The organism is Trinickia sp. Z7, assembly GCF_056498045.1.
In genome coordinates, this window is sequence record NZ_JAUEQW010000029.1 from 1 (window position 1) to 18,384 (window position 18,384).

14 protein-coding genes and 1 tRNA gene are annotated in these 18,384 nt (G+C 61.2%); all 15 read right to left on the reverse strand.

What is annotated here, in order from left to right:
* On the reverse strand, window positions 1–148 hold a 148-nt coding region (locus QQS38_RS25545; protein WP_238272018.1), incomplete at its 3' end, for a GTP-binding protein.
* Window positions 149–191: 43 nt separating this feature from the next.
* Complete coding sequence (gene fusA, locus QQS38_RS25550) at window positions 192–2,294, reverse strand: elongation factor G (protein WP_479648135.1); 2,103 nt, start codon at window positions 2,292–2,294, stop codon at window positions 192–194.
* A 121-nt stretch (window positions 2,295–2,415) separates the two neighbouring features.
* Window positions 2,416–2,886, reverse strand: coding sequence for a 30S ribosomal protein S7 (gene rpsG / locus QQS38_RS25555; protein WP_008343817.1), 471 nt, complete (start codon window positions 2,884–2,886; stop codon window positions 2,416–2,418).
* Between the two features lie 159 nt (window positions 2,887–3,045).
* Window positions 3,046–3,426: a 30S ribosomal protein S12 gene (rpsL, locus tag QQS38_RS25560; RefSeq protein WP_006998493.1), complete on the reverse strand. Its 381-nt coding sequence runs from the start codon at window positions 3,424–3,426 to the stop codon at window positions 3,046–3,048.
* A 257-nt stretch (window positions 3,427–3,683) separates the two neighbouring features.
* A complete protein-coding gene (gene recQ / locus QQS38_RS25565; RefSeq protein WP_479648136.1) occupies window positions 3,684–5,531 on the reverse strand; it encodes a DNA helicase RecQ in 1,848 nt (615 codons plus the stop codon).
* Between the two features lie 289 nt (window positions 5,532–5,820).
* Window positions 5,821–10,080, reverse strand: coding sequence for a DNA-directed RNA polymerase subunit beta' (rpoC, locus tag QQS38_RS25570; RefSeq protein WP_479648137.1), 4,260 nt, complete (start codon window positions 10,078–10,080; stop codon window positions 5,821–5,823).
* A gap of 21 nt (window positions 10,081–10,101) precedes the next feature.
* On the reverse strand, window positions 10,102–14,208 hold the full coding sequence (gene rpoB / locus QQS38_RS25575) for a DNA-directed RNA polymerase subunit beta (protein ID WP_479648138.1): 4,107 nt from the start codon (window positions 14,206–14,208) through the stop codon (window positions 10,102–10,104).
* A gap of 383 nt (window positions 14,209–14,591) precedes the next feature.
* Window positions 14,592–14,969 carry a 50S ribosomal protein L7/L12 gene (gene rplL / locus QQS38_RS25580; protein ID WP_479648139.1) on the reverse strand — a complete coding sequence of 126 codons (378 nt, stop codon included), beginning with the start codon at window positions 14,967–14,969 and terminating at the stop codon, window positions 14,592–14,594.
* Between the two features lie 78 nt (window positions 14,970–15,047).
* Window positions 15,048–15,545 (reverse strand): 50S ribosomal protein L10, encoded by a 498-nt coding sequence (gene rplJ / locus QQS38_RS25585; protein WP_102611108.1) that lies wholly within the window; start codon window positions 15,543–15,545, stop codon window positions 15,048–15,050.
* A gap of 312 nt (window positions 15,546–15,857) precedes the next feature.
* Window positions 15,858–16,556 (reverse strand): 50S ribosomal protein L1, encoded by a 699-nt coding sequence (rplA, locus tag QQS38_RS25590; protein ID WP_479648140.1) that lies wholly within the window; start codon window positions 16,554–16,556, stop codon window positions 15,858–15,860.
* Window positions 16,557–16,988, reverse strand: a complete 432-nt coding sequence (gene rplK, locus QQS38_RS25595) for a 50S ribosomal protein L11 (protein ID WP_102611111.1) — start codon at window positions 16,986–16,988, stop codon at window positions 16,557–16,559. It abuts the gene before it with no gap.
* Between the two features lie 155 nt (window positions 16,989–17,143).
* Window positions 17,144–17,701 (reverse strand): transcription termination/antitermination protein NusG, encoded by a 558-nt coding sequence (nusG, locus tag QQS38_RS25600; RefSeq protein WP_479648141.1) that lies wholly within the window; start codon window positions 17,699–17,701, stop codon window positions 17,144–17,146.
* Window position 17,702: 1 nt separating this feature from the next.
* Window positions 17,703–18,083, reverse strand: coding sequence for a preprotein translocase subunit SecE (gene secE / locus QQS38_RS25605; RefSeq protein WP_277431666.1), 381 nt, complete (start codon window positions 18,081–18,083; stop codon window positions 17,703–17,705).
* 35 nt (window positions 18,084–18,118) lie between these two features.
* A tRNA-Trp gene (locus QQS38_RS25610) sits at window positions 18,119–18,194 on the reverse strand.
* A 63-nt stretch (window positions 18,195–18,257) separates the two neighbouring features.
* The coding region (locus QQS38_RS25615; protein WP_479648142.1) for an EF-Tu C-terminal domain-related protein at window positions 18,258–18,384 on the reverse strand (127 nt) is incomplete at its 5' end.

An 18,384-nucleotide genomic window follows, 5' to 3' on the forward strand; every position in this document is an offset into this window, starting at 1 on the left:
TCTGGTCGTACGCCTTCGCCTCGCCGCCGAACTTCGCCGTCAGCACCGTCGTGATCGCCGCCGTCAGCGTCGTCTTGCCATGATCCACGTGACCGATCGTGCCGACGTTCACGTGCGGCTTGGTCCGTTCGAATTTACCTTTTGCCATGATTCTCTTCTTTCAAAAGTAGTCGATGAAAAAGCCGGGAGGCTTACTTCCCTTTCGCGCTGATGATCGCCTCAGCGACGTTGCGCGGCGCTTCGGAGTAATGCTTGAACTCCATCGTGTACGTCGCACGACCTTGCGTGAGCGAACGCAGCGACGTCGAGTAGCCGAACATTTCCGACAGCGGCACTTCGGCGCGAACGATCTTTCCACCGCCGACCATGTCTTCCATGCCCTGGACGATACCGCGACGGCCCGACAGGTCGCCCATCACGTTGCCCATGTAGTCTTCCGGCGTTTCGACTTCCACCGCCATCATCGGCTCGAGGATGACGGGGCTCGCCTTGCGCATCGCGTCCTTGAACGCCATCGAACCGGCCATACGGAAGGCGTTTTCGTTCGAGTCCACATCGTGGTACGAACCGAACGTCAAATGCACCTTCACGTCGACGACGGGGAAGCCCGCCAACACGCCGCTCTTCAAGGTTTCCTGAATACCCTTGTCGACCGCGGGGATGTATTCGCGCGGAATGACACCACCCTTGATCTCGTCGAGGAACTCGTAACCCTTGCCTTGTTCGTTCGGCTCGAGGGTGATCACCGCGTGACCGTACTGGCCGCGACCGCCCGATTGCTTGACGAACTTGCCTTCGACATCGGCGGCCGTCGAGCGGATCGTTTCACGATACGCCACTTGCGGCTTGCCGACAGTCGCTTCCACGCCGAACTCGCGCTTCATGCGGTCGACCAGAATTTCGAGGTGCAGCTCGCCCATGCCCGAGATGATGGTCTGACCCGATTCCTCGTCCGTTTGAACGCGGAACGACGGATCTTCCTGAGCCAGGCGATTGAGCGCGAGGCCCATCTTTTCCTGGTCGGCCTTCGTCTTCGGCTCGACGGCTTGCGAAATCACGGGCTCCGGGAACACCATGCGCTCGAGCACGATCGGGTTGGCCGGATCGCACAGCGTGTCGCCCGTGGTCGCTTCCTTCAAACCCACCGCGGCCGCGATATCGCCGGCGCGCACTTCCTTGATTTCTTCGCGCTGATTCGCGTGCATCTGCAGAATCCGGCCCAGACGCTCCTTCTTGTCCTTGGTCGAATTCAGGACCGTGTCGCCCGAATTGACCACGCCCGAGTACACACGGAAGAAGATCAACTGACCGACGAACGGGTCCGTCATGATCTTGAACGCGAGCGCCGAGAACTTTTCGTCGTCGGCAGCCTTGCGCTCGGCCGAATCGCCGTTTTCGAGCTCACCCTTGACCGGCGGAATATCGACCGGCGACGGCAAGAAATCGATCACGGCGTCGAGCATGCGCTGCACGCCCTTGTTCTTGAACGCAGTGCCGCACAGCATCGGCTGGATTTCGCACGCGATCGTACGGTCACGCAACGCCTTGACGATCTCGGCTTCGGTCAGCTCTTCGCCGCCGAGGTACTTCTCCATCAACTCTTCGCTGGCTTCGGCGGCCGATTCGATCATCTTCTCGCGCCACTCGTTGCAGGTATCGACGAGCTCAGCGGGGATGTCGACGTAGTCGAACTTGGTGCCTTGCGACGCCTCGTCCCAAATGATCGCGCGCATCTTCAGGAGGTCGACGACGCCCTTGAAGTTCTCTTCCGACCCGATCGGCACCACGACGGGCACCGGATTGGCCTTCAGACGCGTCTTCAACTGGTCGTAGACCTTGAAGAAGTTCGCACCGGTACGGTCCATCTTGTTGACGAACGCAAGACGCGGCACCTTGTACTTATTGGCCTGGCGCCACACCGTTTCCGATTGCGGCTGCACGCCGCCCACGGCGCAGTAGACCATGCACGCGCCGTCGAGGACGCGCATCGAGCGCTCCACTTCGATCGTGAAGTCGACGTGACCCGGGGTGTCGATGATGTTGATCCGGTGCTCCGGATAGTTGCCGCCCATGCCCTTCCAGAAGGCCGTGGTTGCAGCGGACGTGATGGTGATGCCGCGCTCTTGCTCTTGCTCCATCCAGTCCATCGTCGCCGCGCCGTCGTGCACTTCACCGATCTTGTGATTCACGCCGGTATAGAACAGGATGCGCTCGGTCGTCGTCGTTTTGCCGGCGTCGATGTGAGCGCTAATACCGATGTTGCGGTAGCGCTCGATAGGTGTCTTACGAGCCACTTTGATCCTCTATTGGGATAGCGCGAAGGTTATCGATTGCCTTCGCGCCCTAACACAAACGGGCGAGGCGCTTAAACAGCGCACCCGCCCGGAAATTTTCCGCTGTTGCTCAAGCCGTGGCTTAGAAACGGAAATGCGAGAACGCCTTGTTGGCTTCCGCCATCCGGTGGACTTCGTCGCGCTTCTTCATCGCGCCGCCGCGGCCTTCCGCGGCTTCTTGCAGTTCACCGGCCAGACGCAGAGCCATCGACTTCTCGCTGCGCTTCTTCGCGGCCTCACGCAACCAACGCATCGCCAATGCCATACGACGCGACGGACGCACTTCGACCGGAACCTGGTAGTTCGCCCCACCAACGCGGCGGCTCTTCACTTCGACCACCGGCTTGACGTTGTTGAGCGCCACCGTGAACACTTCCAGCGGGTCCTTGCCACCCTTGGTCTGGATCTGTTCGAAAGCGCCATAAACGATACGCTCGGCCACCGACTTCTTGCCCGAGAGCATCAGCACGTTCATGAATTTAGCTACATCTACGTTGCCGAATTTCGGATCCGGCAACACTTCCCGCTTGGGGACTTCGCGACGACGCGGCATGTTTCTTCCTTTGACTTTTTCAGTTGGAGCTCATTTGAGCCCCGCGGCCACCAACTAACCCGATCCATCCTTCACGACTAACCAGCTTGGCCGGGTGGCCACTTACTCGACAGCACCGGCAATTCCGGCGCCACCGCCCAAACTACCGAGACAGGTGACTTACTTGCCTGCCTTAGCGCGCTTCGCACCGTACTTCGAGCGAGCTTGCTTACGATCCTTGACGCCTTGCGTATCGAGCGAGCCGCGGACCATGTGGTAGCGCACACCCGGCAAGTCCTTCACACGGCCGCCGCGAATCAGCACGACCGAGTGTTCCTGCAGGTTGTGACCTTCACCACCGATGTACGAAATGACTTCGAAGCCATTCGTCAGACGAACCTTGGCAACCTTACGCAGCGCCGAGTTCGGCTTCTTCGGCGTCGTGGTGTACACACGGGTGCACACGCCGCGACGCTGGGGGCAGTCCTGCAAGGCCGGGCTCTTGCTTTTGGTCGTTTCCGACGCACGGCCTTTGCGAACCAATTGATTGATGGTTGGCATTGTGTATTCCTGAAATTGATCGAAAACACCGCATCGCCAGCTGGGCAAAGCAGCCCGCGATACGTGTCAAAACTTCCCGCGAAGGCTTTGGCGAAGTTCGCCCACGCATGGACGGACCCCTCGGCCAATAGCCAAGAACAGGAACCCAGCATGATAAGGCGGAAAGGTCAAGCGCGTCAATAGGTTGGGTGGCTTGCGGCGATGGCGTCATGCGCGTCCCACGCCCGGCGAGGGCGCGGAGAGAACCGCCCGATCCGTCAATCCGCCGCGACAACCTCGATCAACTCATCCCCGAAGCGCTCCAGCTTGCGTGCTCCGATTCCTGGAATGTGTCGCAAATCGTCGATCGAATCGGGGGCCGAGCGCGCGATCTCGGCCAGTGTCGCATCGTGAAAGATGACATAGGCCGGCACGCCATCGCGCTTTGCCGTATCGGTGCGCCAAGCACGCAGCCGGTCCCAGCGCGCGCGCTCGCGTGGCCCCAGCCCTGCCGTCGGATCGGCCCGCTCGCCCGTACGCGACGAGGCTTGGCGCGTGCGTGTCGGCTTCACGTAACGCCTCAGGGTGACCGATTCCTCTCCCTTGAGCACTGGTTTGCTCGCCTCGGTCAGCACGAACGCGCCGAAACCATCGTGATCCACGGTGAGATAGCGGTAGGCCACCAGCTGACGGAATATGCCCCGCCATTCGGCCTCGGACAGTTCCGCGCCGATGCCGAAGGTACTCAGCGTGTCATGCCCGCGTTCGCGCACTTTCTCGGTGCGATTGCCGCGCAGGATATCGATCAGATGCCCCGCCCCAAAGGGGAACCCGCTCGCGCGACGCGCGCGAAATACGCAGGAGAGCGCCATCTGTGCCTCGCGCGTGGCGTCCCAGGTCGCCGGCGGTTCGAGGCAAGTGTCGCAATTACCGCAAGGCTCGCTGGCCTCGCCGAAGTACGAGAGCAACCGCACGCGCCGGCATGCGGCGGTCTCGCACAAGCCGAGCAACGCGTCGAGCTTGCCTGTCTGCACCCGCTTATGCGTTTCGTCTGCGTCGGACTCGTCGATCATTTTGCGCTGTTGGACGACGTCACCCAGCCCATACGCCATCCAAGCGTTCGCCGGTAAGCCGTCGCGCCCGGCACGCCCGGTCTCCTGGTAGTAGCCTTCCACGCTCTTGGGCAGATCCAAATGCGCAACGAAACGCACGTCGGGCTTATCGATGCCCATGCCGAACGCGATCGTCGCGCACATGACCACGCCTTCTTCGCGCTGGAACATCTCTTGATGACGCTGCCGCGTTTCGAAATCCATACCCGCGTGGTAAGGCAGCGCACGCACGCCCTGCGTCTTGAGCCACTCCGCCGTTTCCTCGACTTTGCGACGCGAGAGGCAATAGACCACGCCCGCGTCCGTCGTGCCGTCCTGGTTCGTATGCTCGGCACGAATGAAGTCGAGCAACTGCGAACGCGCGTTGTCTTTCTCGACGATGCGATAACGAATGTTGGGCCGGTCGAAGCTCGACACGAACACACGCGCCTCGTCGAGGGCCAAGCGATGCACGATCTCGTCGCGCGTAATCGCATCCGCGGTGGCCGTGAGCGCAATGCGGGGCACCGATGGAAACCGCTCGTGCAGCACCGATAGCTGCATGTACTCAGGGCGGAAATCGTGCCCCCATTGGGACACGCAATGGGCTTCATCGATCGCGAACAAACCGATGCGAGCACGCTCGAGCAATTCGAGAAATCGCGGCGTCATCAATCGCTCGGGCGCGACGTAGAGCAAATCGAGATCGCCGTCGCGCAACGCGCGTTCGGTGGCCGCCGCCTCCGCGCCCGTCAGCGTGGAGTTCAAATAGGCTGCCCGCACTCCGACTTCTTTCAATGCAGCGACCTGATCTTGCATCAGCGCGATCAGCGGCGAAACGACGACGCCCGCGCCAAGCCCCGCTTCGCGCCGCACGAGCGACGGGATTTGATAGCAAAGCGATTTGCCGCCGCCGGTGGGCATCAGCACGAGGCAATCGCCCCCCTCGGCAACATGTTCGACGATGTCGCGCTGCTGCCCTCGGAAGGCGGGGTAACCGAAGACTTCATTGAGAATTTCTAGAGCACGCGACATGTAGGCGATTGGAACGGCAAGCGGCGAATGAGCGCAATTCTACCAACGCGCTCCCTGCTGCGACGCGTGGCGTGAAAACGTTGGCCGTCCGGCCGATGAAAACGCTCGTTGCGCGTTGCCCCGGCCCCGCACCCGGCAAGCGCGGCCCGGGCCGCGAAGCATAACTAACGCCCCATTTCGCGCTGCGAGGCGCGCGGCGAAAAAAAACCGCCCAGTAGAAACTGAGCGGTTCTTGTGCGGTTCGCGCTCGAGCGGAACCTCTCGGGGAGCGGCACGAGGCCGCTCGGACTTACTCGGCCGAGTGCTGCTGATGCGATTCGTCGGTCGGCGTTTCGGCAGCCGGGGCTTCCGGCGTACCGAACTCGAACGACTCTTCGGCAGCGATCTGATCGAATCGCTCGCGATCCGACGATTCCTTCGCCTTGCGCGCCTTGTGGAACGACAGGCCCGTACCGGCTGGAATCAGGCGACCGACGATGACGTTTTCCTTCAGGCCACGCAGATCGTCGCGCTTGCCCATGATCGCCGCCTCGGTCAGCACACGCGTCGTTTCTTGGAACGATGCCGCCGAGATGAACGAATCGGTGGACAGCGACGCCTTCGTGATACCGAGCAAGACGTTCTCGTAGATAGCCGGACGCTTGTCTTCCGCGGTCATCCGATCGTTCTCGTCGAGCATGTCCGACCGCTCGACTTGTTCGCCCGGGATGAAACGCGTATCGCCGTTGTCGGTGATCTGCACGCGGCGCAGCATCTGACGCACGATGACTTCGATGTGCTTGTCGTTGATCTTCACGCCTTGCAGTCGATACACGTCCTGCACTTCGTCGACGATGTAGCGCGACAGCGCTTCGATACCCTGCAAACGCAGGATGTCGTGCGGATCGGCCGGACCATCCACGATCATTTCGCCCTTGTTGACGACTTGACCGTCGTGGACGAGCACCTGCTTTTCCTTCGCGATCAGGAACTCGTGCTGGTTGCCCTCGAGGTCCGTGATGACGAGACGCTGCTTGCCCTTCGTGTCCTTACCGAACGAAACCGTACCCGTGACTTCCGCCAGAATGCCGGCATCCTTCGGCGAACGCGCTTCGAACAGCTCGGCCACCCGCGGCAGACCACCGGTAATGTCACGCGTCTTTTGCGATTCCGTCGGAATCCGCGCGAGCACCTCACCGACCTGCACCTGCTGGCCGTCCTTCACCGTAATCAGCGCGCCGACTTGGAAGCCGATCTGCACCGAGTGCTCGGTACCGGGGATCTTCACTTCCTCGCCGCTCGCATCGAGCAACTTCACCTGCGGACGAACGCTCTTGCTCGCCTGCGAACCGCGGCGCTTCACGTCGATCACGACGAGCGTCGAAAGACCCGTCACGTCGTCGATCTGCTTGGCGACCGTCACACCTTCTTCGACGTTCTCGAACTTCACCGTACCGCCGTACTCGGTGATGATCGGACGCGTCAGCGGATCCCACGTGGCCAACTGCGTACCGGCCTTCACCTGCACGCCGTCGAGTTGCAGCAGCGTTGCGCCGTACGGCACCTTGTGACGCTCGCGCTCGCGGCCGTGGTCGTCGGTGATCATCGCTTCGCCCGAACGCGAGATGACGATCTGCTCGCCCTTCGCATTCGTGACGTAACGCATCGTCGCCGTGAAGCGCACCGTACCGTTGCTCTTCGCTTCGACGGACGAAGCCACCGCCGCACGCGACGCCGCACCACCGATGTGGAACGTACGCATCGTCAGCTGCGTGCCAGGTTCGCCGATCGACTGCGCCGCGATCACGCCCACCGCTTCGCCCACGTTCACGAGCGAGCCGCGGCCGAGGTCGCGGCCGTAGCACGAAGCGCACAGACCGTAGCGCGTTTCGCAAGTGAGCGGCGTGCGCACGCGCACCTCGTCGATGCCGAGGCGCTCGATCTCTTCGACGGCCGTTTCATCGAGCAGCGTGCCGGCTTCGTAAAGCGTCTCTTGCGATTCGGGGTTGACGACGTCGGCCGTCGCCACACGCCCGAGAATCCGGTCGCGCAGCGCCTCGACGACTTCACCGCCTTCGACGAGCGCCTTCATCGCCACACCGTTGCTCGTGCCGCAATCCTCTTCGGTCACCACGAGATCTTGCGTCACGTCGACCAGACGACGCGTGAGGTAACCCGAGTTCGCCGTCTTCAACGCCGTATCGGCCAGACCCTTACGCGCGCCGTGCGTCGAGATGAAGTACTGCAGCACGTTCAGGCCTTCGCGGAAGTTCGCCGTGATCGGCGTCTCGATGATCGAGCCGTCCGGCTTCGCCATCAGCCCGCGCATACCGGCGAGCTGACGAATCTGCACCGCCGAGCCGCGAGCGCCCGAGTCGGCCATCATGTAGATGGAGTTGAACGACTCTTGACGCACTTCCTTGCCGTCGCGATCGATCACGGGCTCGGTCGAAAGCTGCTCCATCATCGCCTTGCCGACCGCTTCCGACGTTGCCGACCAGATGTCGACCACGTTGTTGTAACGCTCTTGCGCGGTGACGAGACCGGACATGTACTGACGGTCGTACTCCTTCACCTTCTTTGCGGCGTCGCCGACGATCACTTCCTTCTGCGGCGGCACGAGCATGTCGTCGACGCAGATGGAGATACCGGCGCGCGTCGCCAGGCGGAAGCCCGACTGCATCAGTTGATCGGCGAAGACCACCGTCGCGCGCAGACCGCACTTGCGGAACGCCGTGTTGATCAGGCGCGAAATTTCCTTCTTCTTGAGCGGCTTGTTCAGCACCGAGAACGGCAGGCCCGGCGGCAGAATTTCCGACAAGATCGAGCGGCCGACCGTCGTCGCATAGAGCGAGATCTTCGGCACGAACTTCGGAGCCCCTTCCGAGGTGTCCTCGTTCACCACCATTTCGGTGATGCGCACATTCACGCGCGAGGCGAGCTCGACTTCCTTGTTCTCGTACGCACGCAGCGCTTCGGACACGCCCGTGAAGGTCATGCCTTCGCCCTTGCCGTTGACGGCTTCGCGCGTCGCGTAGTACAGGCCGAGCACGATATCCTGCGACGGCACGATCGACGGATCGCCGTTGGCCGGGAACAGGATGTTGTTCGACGCCAGCATGAGCGTGCGCGCTTCCATCTGCGCTTCGAGCGACAGCGGCACGTGCACGGCCATTTGGTCGCCGTCGAAGTCGGCGTTGAACGCCGCGCAAACGAGCGGGTGCAGTTGGATGGCCTTGCCTTCGATCAGCACGGGCTCGAACGCTTGAATGCCCAGACGGTGCAGCGTAGGCGCGCGGTTGAGCATCACGGGATGCTCGCGGATCACCTCTTCGAGGATGTCCCACACCACCGCCGTTTGGTTCTCGACTTCCTTCTTCGCGGCCTTGATGGTCGTTGCCACGCCCATCACTTCGAGCTTGTTGAAGATGAAAGGCTTGAACAACTCGAGCGCCATCAGCTTGGGCAGACCGCACTGGTGCAGCTTCAGCGTCGGACCCACCACGATGACCGAACGGCCCGAGTAGTCGACGCGCTTACCAAGCAAGTTCTGACGGAAGCGGCCGCCCTTGCCCTTGATCATGTCGGCGAGCGACTTGAGCGGACGCTTGTTCGCGCCCGTCATCGCCTTGCCGCGGCGACCGTTGTCGAGCAGCGAATCGACGGCTTCCTGCAGCATCCGCTTTTCGTTGCGGACGATGATTTCAGGCGCCTTGAGCTCGAGCAGACGCTTCAACCGGTTGTTCCGGTTGATGACGCGACGATAGAGGTCGTTCAGATCCGACGTGGCGAAACGACCGCCGTCGAGCGGCACGAGCGGACGCAGCTCGGGCGGCAGCACCGGCAGCACTTCGAGCACCATCCATTCGGGCTTGATGCCCGAACGCTGGAAGGCCTCGAGCACTTTCAGGCGCTTGGCGAACTTCTTGATCTTCGCTTCCGAGCCCGTGTTCTTGAGCTCGGTGCGCAGCGTCTCGACCTGCTCGTCGATGTTGATCGCGCGCAGCAACTCGCGCACGCCTTCCGCGCCCATCTCGGCGCGGAATTCGTCACCGTACTCTTCGACCTTGTTGTAGTAATCCTCTTCGGTCATGATCTGACGCGCCTTGAGCGGCGTCATGCCCGGATCGATCACCACGTACGCTTCGAAGTACAGCACGCGCTCGATGTCGCGCAACGTCATGTCGAGCACCATGCCCAGACGCGACGGCAGCGACTTCAAGAACCAAATGTGCGCGACGGGCGAGGCCAGTTCGATGTGGCCCATGCGCTCGCGGCGCACCTTCGCGAGCGTCACTTCGACGCCGCACTTCTCGCAGATCACGCCACGATGCTTCAGGCGCTTGTACTTGCCGCACAAGCATTCGTAATCTTTGATCGGCCCGAAGATCTTCGCGCAGAACAAACCGTCGCGCTCGGGCTTGAACGTACGATAGTTGATCGTTTCGGGCTTCTTGACTTCACCGAACGACCACGAGCGAATCTTGTCCGGCGAGGCCAGACCGATCTTGATCGCGTCGAAAACTTCTTCTTGTTGGACTTGCTTGAATAGATCGAGCAGAGCTTTCATTGCCTTCTCTCCGTAGTCCGATTAGTTGCGGTCGAGATCGATGTCGATGCCGAGCGAGCGGATTTCCTTCACCAACACGTTGAAGGATTCCGGCATGCCGGCGTCGATCACGTGGTCGCCCTTGACGAGGTTCTCGTACACCTTCGTCCGGCCCGTCACGTCATCGGACTTCACCGTCAACATTTCCTGCAGCACATACGAAGCGCCATACGCTTCGAGCGCCCACACTTCCATTTCACCGAAGCGCTGACCACCGAACTGCGCCTTACCACCCAGCGGCTGCTGCGTGACGAGCGAGTACGGACCGGTCGAACGAGCGTGCATCTTGTCGTCCACCAAGTGATGCAGCTTCAGGTAGTGCATGTAGCCGACCGTGACGGTGCGTTCGAACGCCTCGCCCGTGCGGCCGTCGTACAGACGGACTTGATTCTTCGATTTCGTCATGCCGAGCTGCTCGGCGATGTCGTCCGGGAAGGCCAGATCGAGCATCTTCGACATTTCCTCTTCCGTCGCACCGTCGAACACCGGCGTCGCGAACGGCACGCCTTCGCGCAGATTCTTCGCCAGTTCGATGATGTCGTCGTCCGAGAAGCTGTCGAGCTCCTCTGCGCGCCCCGACTCGTTGTAAAGCTTGGTCAGGAATGCACGCAGCTCTTCGATCTTCGCCTGACGCTGCAGCATTTCGCCGATACGCCAGCCGAGGCCCTTCGCAGCCCAGCCCAGATGAACTTCCAACACCTGGCCCACGTTCATCCGCGACGGCACGCCGAGCGGATTGAGCACGACATCGGCGGGACGGCCGTCGGCCATGTACGGCATGTCTTCGATCGGAACGATCTTCGACACCACGCCCTTGTTACCGTGACGGCCGGCCATCTTGTCGCCAGGCTGCAGGCGGCGCTTGACGGCCAAGTACACCTTGACCATCTTCAGCACGCCCGGGGGCAACTCGTCGCCTTGCGTGAGCTTCTTGCGCTTTTCTTCGAAAGCCAGATCGAATTGGTGGCGCTTCTGCTCGATCGAATCTTTGATCGCTTCGAGTTGAGCGGCCGCCTCTTCGTCGGCCAGACGAATGTCGAACCAGTGGTAGTGGTCGAGATCTTCCAGGTACGCTTGGTCGATCTTCGTGCCCTTGGCGAGCTTCTTCGGGCCGCCGTTCGCCACTTTGCCGACGAGCATGCGCGCCAAACGCTGGAATGCGTCGCCTTCGACGATACGCAGCTGGTCGTTCAAGTCGAGGCGATAGCGCTTCAGTTCATCGTCGATGATCTGTTGCGCCCGCTTGTCGCGCTGAATGCCTTCGCGCGTGAACACCTGCACGTCGATGACCGTGCCGCTCATGCCCGAGGGCACGCGCAGCGACGTGTCTTTCACGTCGGATGCCTTCTCGCCGAAGATCGCGCGCAAAAGCTTCTCTTCCGGCGTCAACTGCGTTTCGCCCTTCGGGGTGACCTTGCCGACGAGCACGTCGCCCGCTTCGACCTCGGCGCCGATGTAGACGATGCCCGACTCGTCGAGACGGCCCAGTTGCACTTCGGCCAGGTTCGAGATGTCGCGCGTGATTTCCTCAGGCCCGAGCTTCGTGTCGCGAGCGACGACGTTGAGCTCTTCGATGTGGATCGACGTGTAGCGATCGTCGGCCACGACCTTCTCGGAGATCAGGATCGAATCTTCGAAGTTGTAGCCGTTCCACGGCATGAACGCGACGAGCATGTTCTGGCCGAGCGCGAGCTCGCCCAGGTCGGTCGAAGCGCCGTCGGCCAAGACGTCGCCGCGCGCGACCATGTCGCCGACCTTCACGATCGGACGCTGGTTGATGTTCGTGTTCTGGTTAGAACGCGTGTACTTGATCAGGTTGTAGATGTCCACGCCGACTTCACCGGCGACGGCTTCCTCATCGTTCACGCGAATGACGATACGGCCCGCGTCGACATAATCGACGACGCCGCCGCGCAACGCTTGCACGGTCGTGCCGGAGTCGACCGCCACCGTGCGTTCGATGCCCGTTCCGACCACCGGTTTTTCCGGGCGCAGACACGGCACCGCCTGACGCTGCATGTTCGAGCCCATCAACGCGCGGTTCGCATCGTCGTGCTCGAGGAACGGGATCAGCGAGGCTGCGACCGAGACGATCTGCGACGGCGCCACGTCCATGTACTGGATGCGGTCCGGCGTGACCATCAGCGTTTCGCCCGCTTCACGCGAGGAGACGAGTTCGTCGGTCAGCGTGCCGTCGTCGGCCACCGCAGCGTTCGCCTGCGCGATCACGTAGCGGCCTTCTTCGATCGCCGACAGATAGTCGATTTGATCGGTGACCTTGCCGTCGACGACCTTGCGGTACGGCGTTTCGAGGAAGCCGTACTCGTTCAGGTGCGCGTAGAGCGCGAGCGAGTTGATGAGGCCGATGTTCGGGCCTTCCGGCGTTTCGATCGGGCACACGCGGCCGTAGTGGGTCGGATGCACGTCGCGCACTTCGAAGCCTGCGCGCTCGCGCGTCAAACCGCCCGGGCCCAGTGCGGAAACACGGCGCTTGTGCGTGATTTCCGACAGCGGGTTGGTTTGGTCCATGAACTGCGACAACTGCGACGAACCGAAGAACTCGCGAATTGCCGACGAGATCGGCTTCGAGTTGATCAGATCGTGCGGCATCAGGTTTTCGCTTTCGGCTTGGCCGAGGCGTTCCTTCACCGCGCGCTCGACGCGAACGAGGCCGGCGCGGAATTGGTTTTCCGCGAGCTCGCCCACGCAGCGCACACGACGGTTGCCGAGGTGGTCGATGTCGTCCACTTCGCCCTTGCCGTTGCGCAGCTCGACCAGGATTTTGATCGTGGCGAGGATGTCGTCGTCCTGCAGCGTCATCGGCCCCGTGATTTCGTCACGGCCCACGCGGCGGTTGAACTTCATGCGGCCGACCTTGGACAGGTCGTACGCGTCCTCGCTGTAGAACAGCCGGTTGAACAACGCCTCGACCGCTTCTTCGGTCGGCGGCTCGCCCGGACGCATCATGCGGTAGATCGCGATGCGCGCGGCCGTCTTGTCGGTCGTTTCGTCGATGCGCAGCGTCGACGAAATGTACGGACCTTGATCGAGATCGTTCGTGTAGAGCGTCTGGATGTCCTTCACCTTGGCTTCGCGCAGCTTCTCGAGCGTGCCTTCGGTGATTTCGTCGTTCGCGTTCGCGATGACTTCGCCCGTTTCGCTATCGATGACGTTCTTCGCCAGGACGCGGCCGAGCAAATAGTCCTCGGGCACCGAGATGAACTTCGTCTTGGCGTTCTCGAGGTCGCGGATATGCTTCGCATTGATCCGCTTGTCCTTCTGGACGATGACGTTGCCGTCGCGATCGGTAATATCGAAGCGCGCGACTTCGCCGCGCAGGCGCTCGGGGACGAACTCCATCTGCGCGCCTTCGCCCATCAACGTGAAGTTGTCGAAGACGAAGAAGTTGGCGAGGATTTGCTCAGGCGTCAGGCCGATTGCCTTGAGCAGGATCGTGACCGGCATCTTGCGGCGACGATCGACGCGGAAATACAGAACGTCCTTCGGGTCGAATTCGAAGTCGAGCCACGAGCCGCGGTAAGGAATGATCCGCGCCGAGAACAGCAGCTTGCCCGAGCTATGCGTCTTGCCCTTGTCGTGTTCGAAGAACACGCCCGGCGAACGGTGCAGCTGCGAGACGATCACACGCTCGGTGCCGTTGATGACGAAGGAGCCGGTGGGCGTCATGAGCGGAATCTCGCCCATGTAGACTTCCTGCTCCTTCACTTCCTTGACGACCGGTTTGCTCGGCGACTCCTTGTCGAGCAACACGAGGCGCACCTTGGCGCGCAAGGCCGAGCAGTAGGTGAGACCGCGCTGCTGGCATTCCTTGATGTTGAACGCCGGCGGCGACAACGCGTAGCTCACGAACTCGAGGCGCGCGAAACCGTTGTGCGAAACGATGGGGAAAACGGACGTGAACGCGGCCTGCAAACCCTCGGGTTTGCGAGCATTCGCGAGTACGTCAGCTTGCAGAAACGTGCTGAATGATTCAAGCTGGGTGGCCAGCAGGAAAGGTACTTGGTGAACGATGGGGCGCTTCGCAAAACTCTTACGAATGCGCTTCTTCTCGGTGAAGGAATATTGCATACGATCTCCGAATCACGGCGGGCATGGTGTCGAGGCAAGGCGCCAGGATGAGACAACCCGAGTGTTCACCGACTGAGACCCGATGGCCGTCCTGAGGCTTGAACGAGCCTAGAAGCTTGGTGGTTGGCCGCTACCAACCGCTGGCTGACGGCAGCGGATGCCAATGTTGCCCGCTACCCGACCAAACTTGCCTTCTGCAGTCGCTTCAGAAGACAAAGAGAAGTGCCGGTCGATCGACACCCGAGGGTGCGAGGAAAGGCAATTTTCTTTGGCCTCTGGGGCCCTGTTTCAAGCCCCGAAACGCCGGGCCAAAACAAAGTCCCACAAAAGCACAAAAAGGCTGGCGGTGGAAAACCGCCAGCCTGCGCTCAACGCGAGGGGCTTTACTTGATTTCAGCCTTCGCGCCGGCTTCTTCCAGCTTCTTCTTCGCTTCTTCAGCGGCAGCCTTGGGCACCGCTTCCTTCACGGGCTTCGGTGCGCCGTCGACCAGATCCTTCGCTTCCTTCAGGCCGAGACCCGTCAGTTCGCGAACGGCCTTAATGACGGAAACCTTGTTTGCGCCGGTTTCGGTCAGGATCACCGTGAATTCCGTTTGCTCTTCGACAGCAGCTGCGCCGCCGCCGGCGCCCGCCGGGCCAGCCACTGCGACAGCAGCAGCCGACACGCCGAACTTCTCTTCGAACGCCTTGACGAGTTCGTTCAGTTCCAGAACCGACATCGCGCCAACGGCTTCGAGGATGTCTTCTTTTGCGATTGCCATTTGAAATACTCCTAAATTGAATTCGGATACAGCCAGCGACCGGTTACGCTCGACCGGAGTGCGCCATGCACCGCCTGCTTAGGCGGCTTCGCCCTGTTTCTTCTCAGCGAGCGCGGCAAGCGCGCGCGCGAAGCCCGAAACAGGCGCTTGCATGACGAACAACAGCTTGGAGAGCAGTTCCTCACGGCTCGGGATGTTGGCAAGCGCTTGCACGCCGGCCTTGTCCATCACCTTGCCTTCGTATGAGCCAGCCTTGATGATCAACTTGTCATTGCTCTTGCCGAAGTCGTTGACGACTTTGGCGGCGGCAATGGCATCTTCCGAGATGCCGTAGATCAGAGGACCGGTCATCTGCTCGGCCAACGGAGCGAACGGCGTACCTTCGACGGCGCGACGCGCCAGCGTGTTTTTCAACACGCGCAGGTACACCTGTTGCTCGCGTGCTTTCGCACGCAGCTTCGTCAGATCGCCAACCGTGATCCCACGATACTCGGCCAACACCATGGTCTGGGCCTTCGCGACTTGCGCGGAAACCTCAGCCACGACGGCCTGCTTATCTTCTTTGTTCAGTGGCACGGTTAACCTCCAGATTCGATGTATCGAACGGCTAAGCCCGATACACCGCGTTCAACAACGGCGTCCGAGGGTTAGGAGTATTTCGACCATCGGCGCCACGCATTCCTGCGCAACGCCCATGAACTCAATGACTGCAAAACTTTTTCGGGTTCGCCATCTGCGTTGGCTCGCATTAAGGAAACGCCTGACTGCTGCGCTTCCGCCAACGGTCTTTGACAACCGGCCGCGTGAAGCTTGACGCCACCCGCGACCGCCCAAAGCCCTTTCATACCGCCGCGACCCGTGACTCCGGAACGCGGCGCGATTGATTCTTTACTGCGCTGCGAGCGACCCTTGGTCGACACGCACGCCCACGCCCATCGTGCTCGACAAGGCGATCTTGCGCAGGTACACACCCTTGCTCGTCGCGGGCTTCGCCTTCTGCAACGCTTCGACCAGAGCCGACAGGTTCGTCCGCAGCGCTGCCGGTTCGAACGAGGCACGGCCGATCGTCGCGTGGATGATGCCTGCCTTGTCGACGCGGAATTGCACCTGACCCGCCTTGGCGTTCTTGACGGCCGTGGCGACATCGGGGGTGACCGTGCCGACCTTCGGGTTCGGCATCAAGCCGCGCGGGCCGAGGATCTGACCCAATGTACCGACGATACGCATCGTGTCCGGGGAGGCGATTACGACGTCGAAATTCAGATTCCCGCCCTTGATCTGCTCGGCGAGGTCTTCCATGCCGACGATTTCGGCGCCGGCGGCGCGGGCTTGCTCGGCCTTTTCGCCCTGCGCGAACACAGCGACGCGCACGGACTTACCCGTGCCCGCGGGCAACACGACCGAGCCGCGAACGACCTGATCGGACTTCTTCGCATCGATGCCGAGTTGAACGGCGACGTCGATCGACTCGTCGAACTTTGCCGTGGCGCATCCCTTCACGAGCGACAGCGCTTCGTCGACCGGATACAGCTTTTGACGATCGACTTTGTTCGCGAATGCTTGCAGACGCTTGGAAACCTTAGCCATTTACACGCCCTCCACGGTGATGCCCATCGAGCGGGCGCTGCCGGCGATCGTACGAACCGCGGCGTCCAAGTCGGCCGCCGTAAGATCAGGCATCTTCGCCTTGGCGATATCTTCGGCTTGAGCGCGCGTGATCTTGCCGACCTTGTCGGTGTGCGGCTTGCTCGAGCCCTTGTCGATCTTCGCTGCCTTCTTGATGAGGACGGTAGCGGGGGGAGTCTTCAGGACAAACGTGAAGCTCTTGTCGGCGAACGCGGTGATCACGACGGGAACGGGCAGGCCCGGTTCCATCGCTTGAGTCTGCGCGTTGAACGCCTTGCAGAACTCCATGATGTTCAGGCCGCGCTGGCCGAGTGCCGGACCAACCGGCGGCGACGGGTTGGCTTTACCTGCAGGGATCTGCAGTTTGATAAAGCCGATGATTTTCTTTGCCATGTCGAAAACCTCGTTGGAACGCGTGAGCGTTCGGTGAGTAGTAGCGCGCGTTCACCGCGATCAACCATGCGATTACTGGCGCTCCTCAACGGTCATTACGCGGACCGTAAGCGCGAAAGCGGACCGCCCGCTGCCGGGCGACCCGCTGGAATGAGTTACAGCTTTTCGACCTGCCCGAATTCCAACTCGACAGGCGTGGCGCGCCCGAAGATCGTGACGGAGACGCGCACGCGCGACTTCTCGTAGTTCACTTCCTCGACGCTGCCGTTGAAGTCTGTGAACGGGCCATCTTTGACGCGGACCATTTCGCCCACTTCGAACAGCGTCTTCGGCCGAGGCTTCTCGACGCCTTCTTGCATCTGCGACATGATCTTTTCGACTTCCCGCGGGGAAATCGGGCTCGGCTTGTTGCGCGTGCCGCCGATGAAACCGGTCACCTTCGCCGTGTTCTTGACGAGGTGCCACGTTTCATCCGTCATTTCCATTTCGACGAGGACGTAGCCGGGGAAGAATCGTCGCTCGGTCACGGACTTGTGACCGCCCTTCACTTCCACGACTTCCTCGGTCGGCACGAGAATCTGACCGAACTTGTCTTGCATGCCTGCGCGCTCGATACGCTCTTGGAGCGCTCGCTGCACACTTTTCTCCATGCCCGAATAGGCATGGACCACATACCAACGTTTACCGCTCGGGGATGCCGGAGTATCGCTCATATCATTTCCAACCCAGAATCGCCGAGAAAATGACCCATTCGATGGATTTATCGCTGATCCACAGCAGCACCGCCATCACCAGCACGAAGCCGAAAACGACGAGTGTGGTTTGCGTTGCTTCCTTGCGAGTCGGCCAAACGACTTTGCGGACTTCTTTGTAGGAATCCTTGGCGAAAGCGATAAAGCTCTTACCGGGGGAGGACAGGAGACCAACCACAACACCCGCGACGACACCAACCAGAAGCGCCGCGCCGCGCACGTACCATTCCTGGCCGCTCAGCCAGAAGAAACCCACGAATCCGGCCAAGACCAGCAATACGCCCGCGATAACCATCAACTTGTCGCTGGAAGTATCCACAGCTTCGACGGAAGGATTCGCCATAACACCCTAACTTGCGCCTGTTCGACGCAGAATTTTGGCAGGGGCAGAGGGAATCGAACCCCCAACCTTCGGTTTTGGAGACCGACGCTCTGCCAGTTGAGCTATACCCCTAAACCATTTGGGGCTGGCCCTACAGCCAACCCCGAAACAACCGATCAACGAGAATGAACTGGCTTACTCGATGATCTTGGCCACGACACCTGCGCCGACGGTACGACCGCCTTCGCGGATGGCGAAACGCAGGCCTTCTTCCATGGCGATCGGTGCAATCAGCTTGACCGTGATCGCCACGTTGTCGCCC

What these genes read in the sequence shown, in the direction of transcription:
- recQ (WP_479648136.1), bottom strand. Translation starts at nt 5,531, where the DNA reads ATGTCGCGTGCTCTAGAAATTCTCAATGAAGTCTTCGGTTACCCCGCC.
- rplA (WP_479648140.1), bottom strand. Translation starts at nt 16,556, where the DNA reads ATGGCTAAGGTTTCCAAGCGTCTGCAAGCATTCGCGAACAAAGTCGAT.
- nusG (WP_479648141.1), bottom strand. Translation starts at nt 17,701, where the DNA reads ATGAGCGATACTCCGGCATCCCCGAGCGGTAAACGTTGGTATGTGGTC.
- rplK (WP_102611111.1), bottom strand. Translation starts at nt 16,988, where the DNA reads ATGGCAAAGAAAATCATCGGCTTTATCAAACTGCAGATCCCTGCAGGT.
- rpsG (WP_008343817.1), bottom strand. Translation starts at nt 2,886, where the DNA reads ATGCCGCGTCGTCGCGAAGTCCCCAAGCGGGAAGTGTTGCCGGATCCG.
- rpsL (WP_006998493.1), bottom strand. Translation starts at nt 3,426, where the DNA reads ATGCCAACCATCAATCAATTGGTTCGCAAAGGCCGTGCGTCGGAAACG.
- rplL (WP_479648139.1), bottom strand. Translation starts at nt 14,969, where the DNA reads ATGGCAATCGCAAAAGAAGACATCCTCGAAGCCGTTGGCGCGATGTCG.
- rpoB (WP_479648138.1), bottom strand. Translation starts at nt 14,208, where the DNA reads ATGCAATATTCCTTCACCGAGAAGAAGCGCATTCGTAAGAGTTTTGCG.
- rpoC (WP_479648137.1), bottom strand. Translation starts at nt 10,080, where the DNA reads ATGAAAGCTCTGCTCGATCTATTCAAGCAAGTCCAACAAGAAGAAGTT.
- secE (WP_277431666.1), bottom strand. Translation starts at nt 18,083, where the DNA reads ATGGCGAATCCTTCCGTCGAAGCTGTGGATACTTCCAGCGACAAGTTG.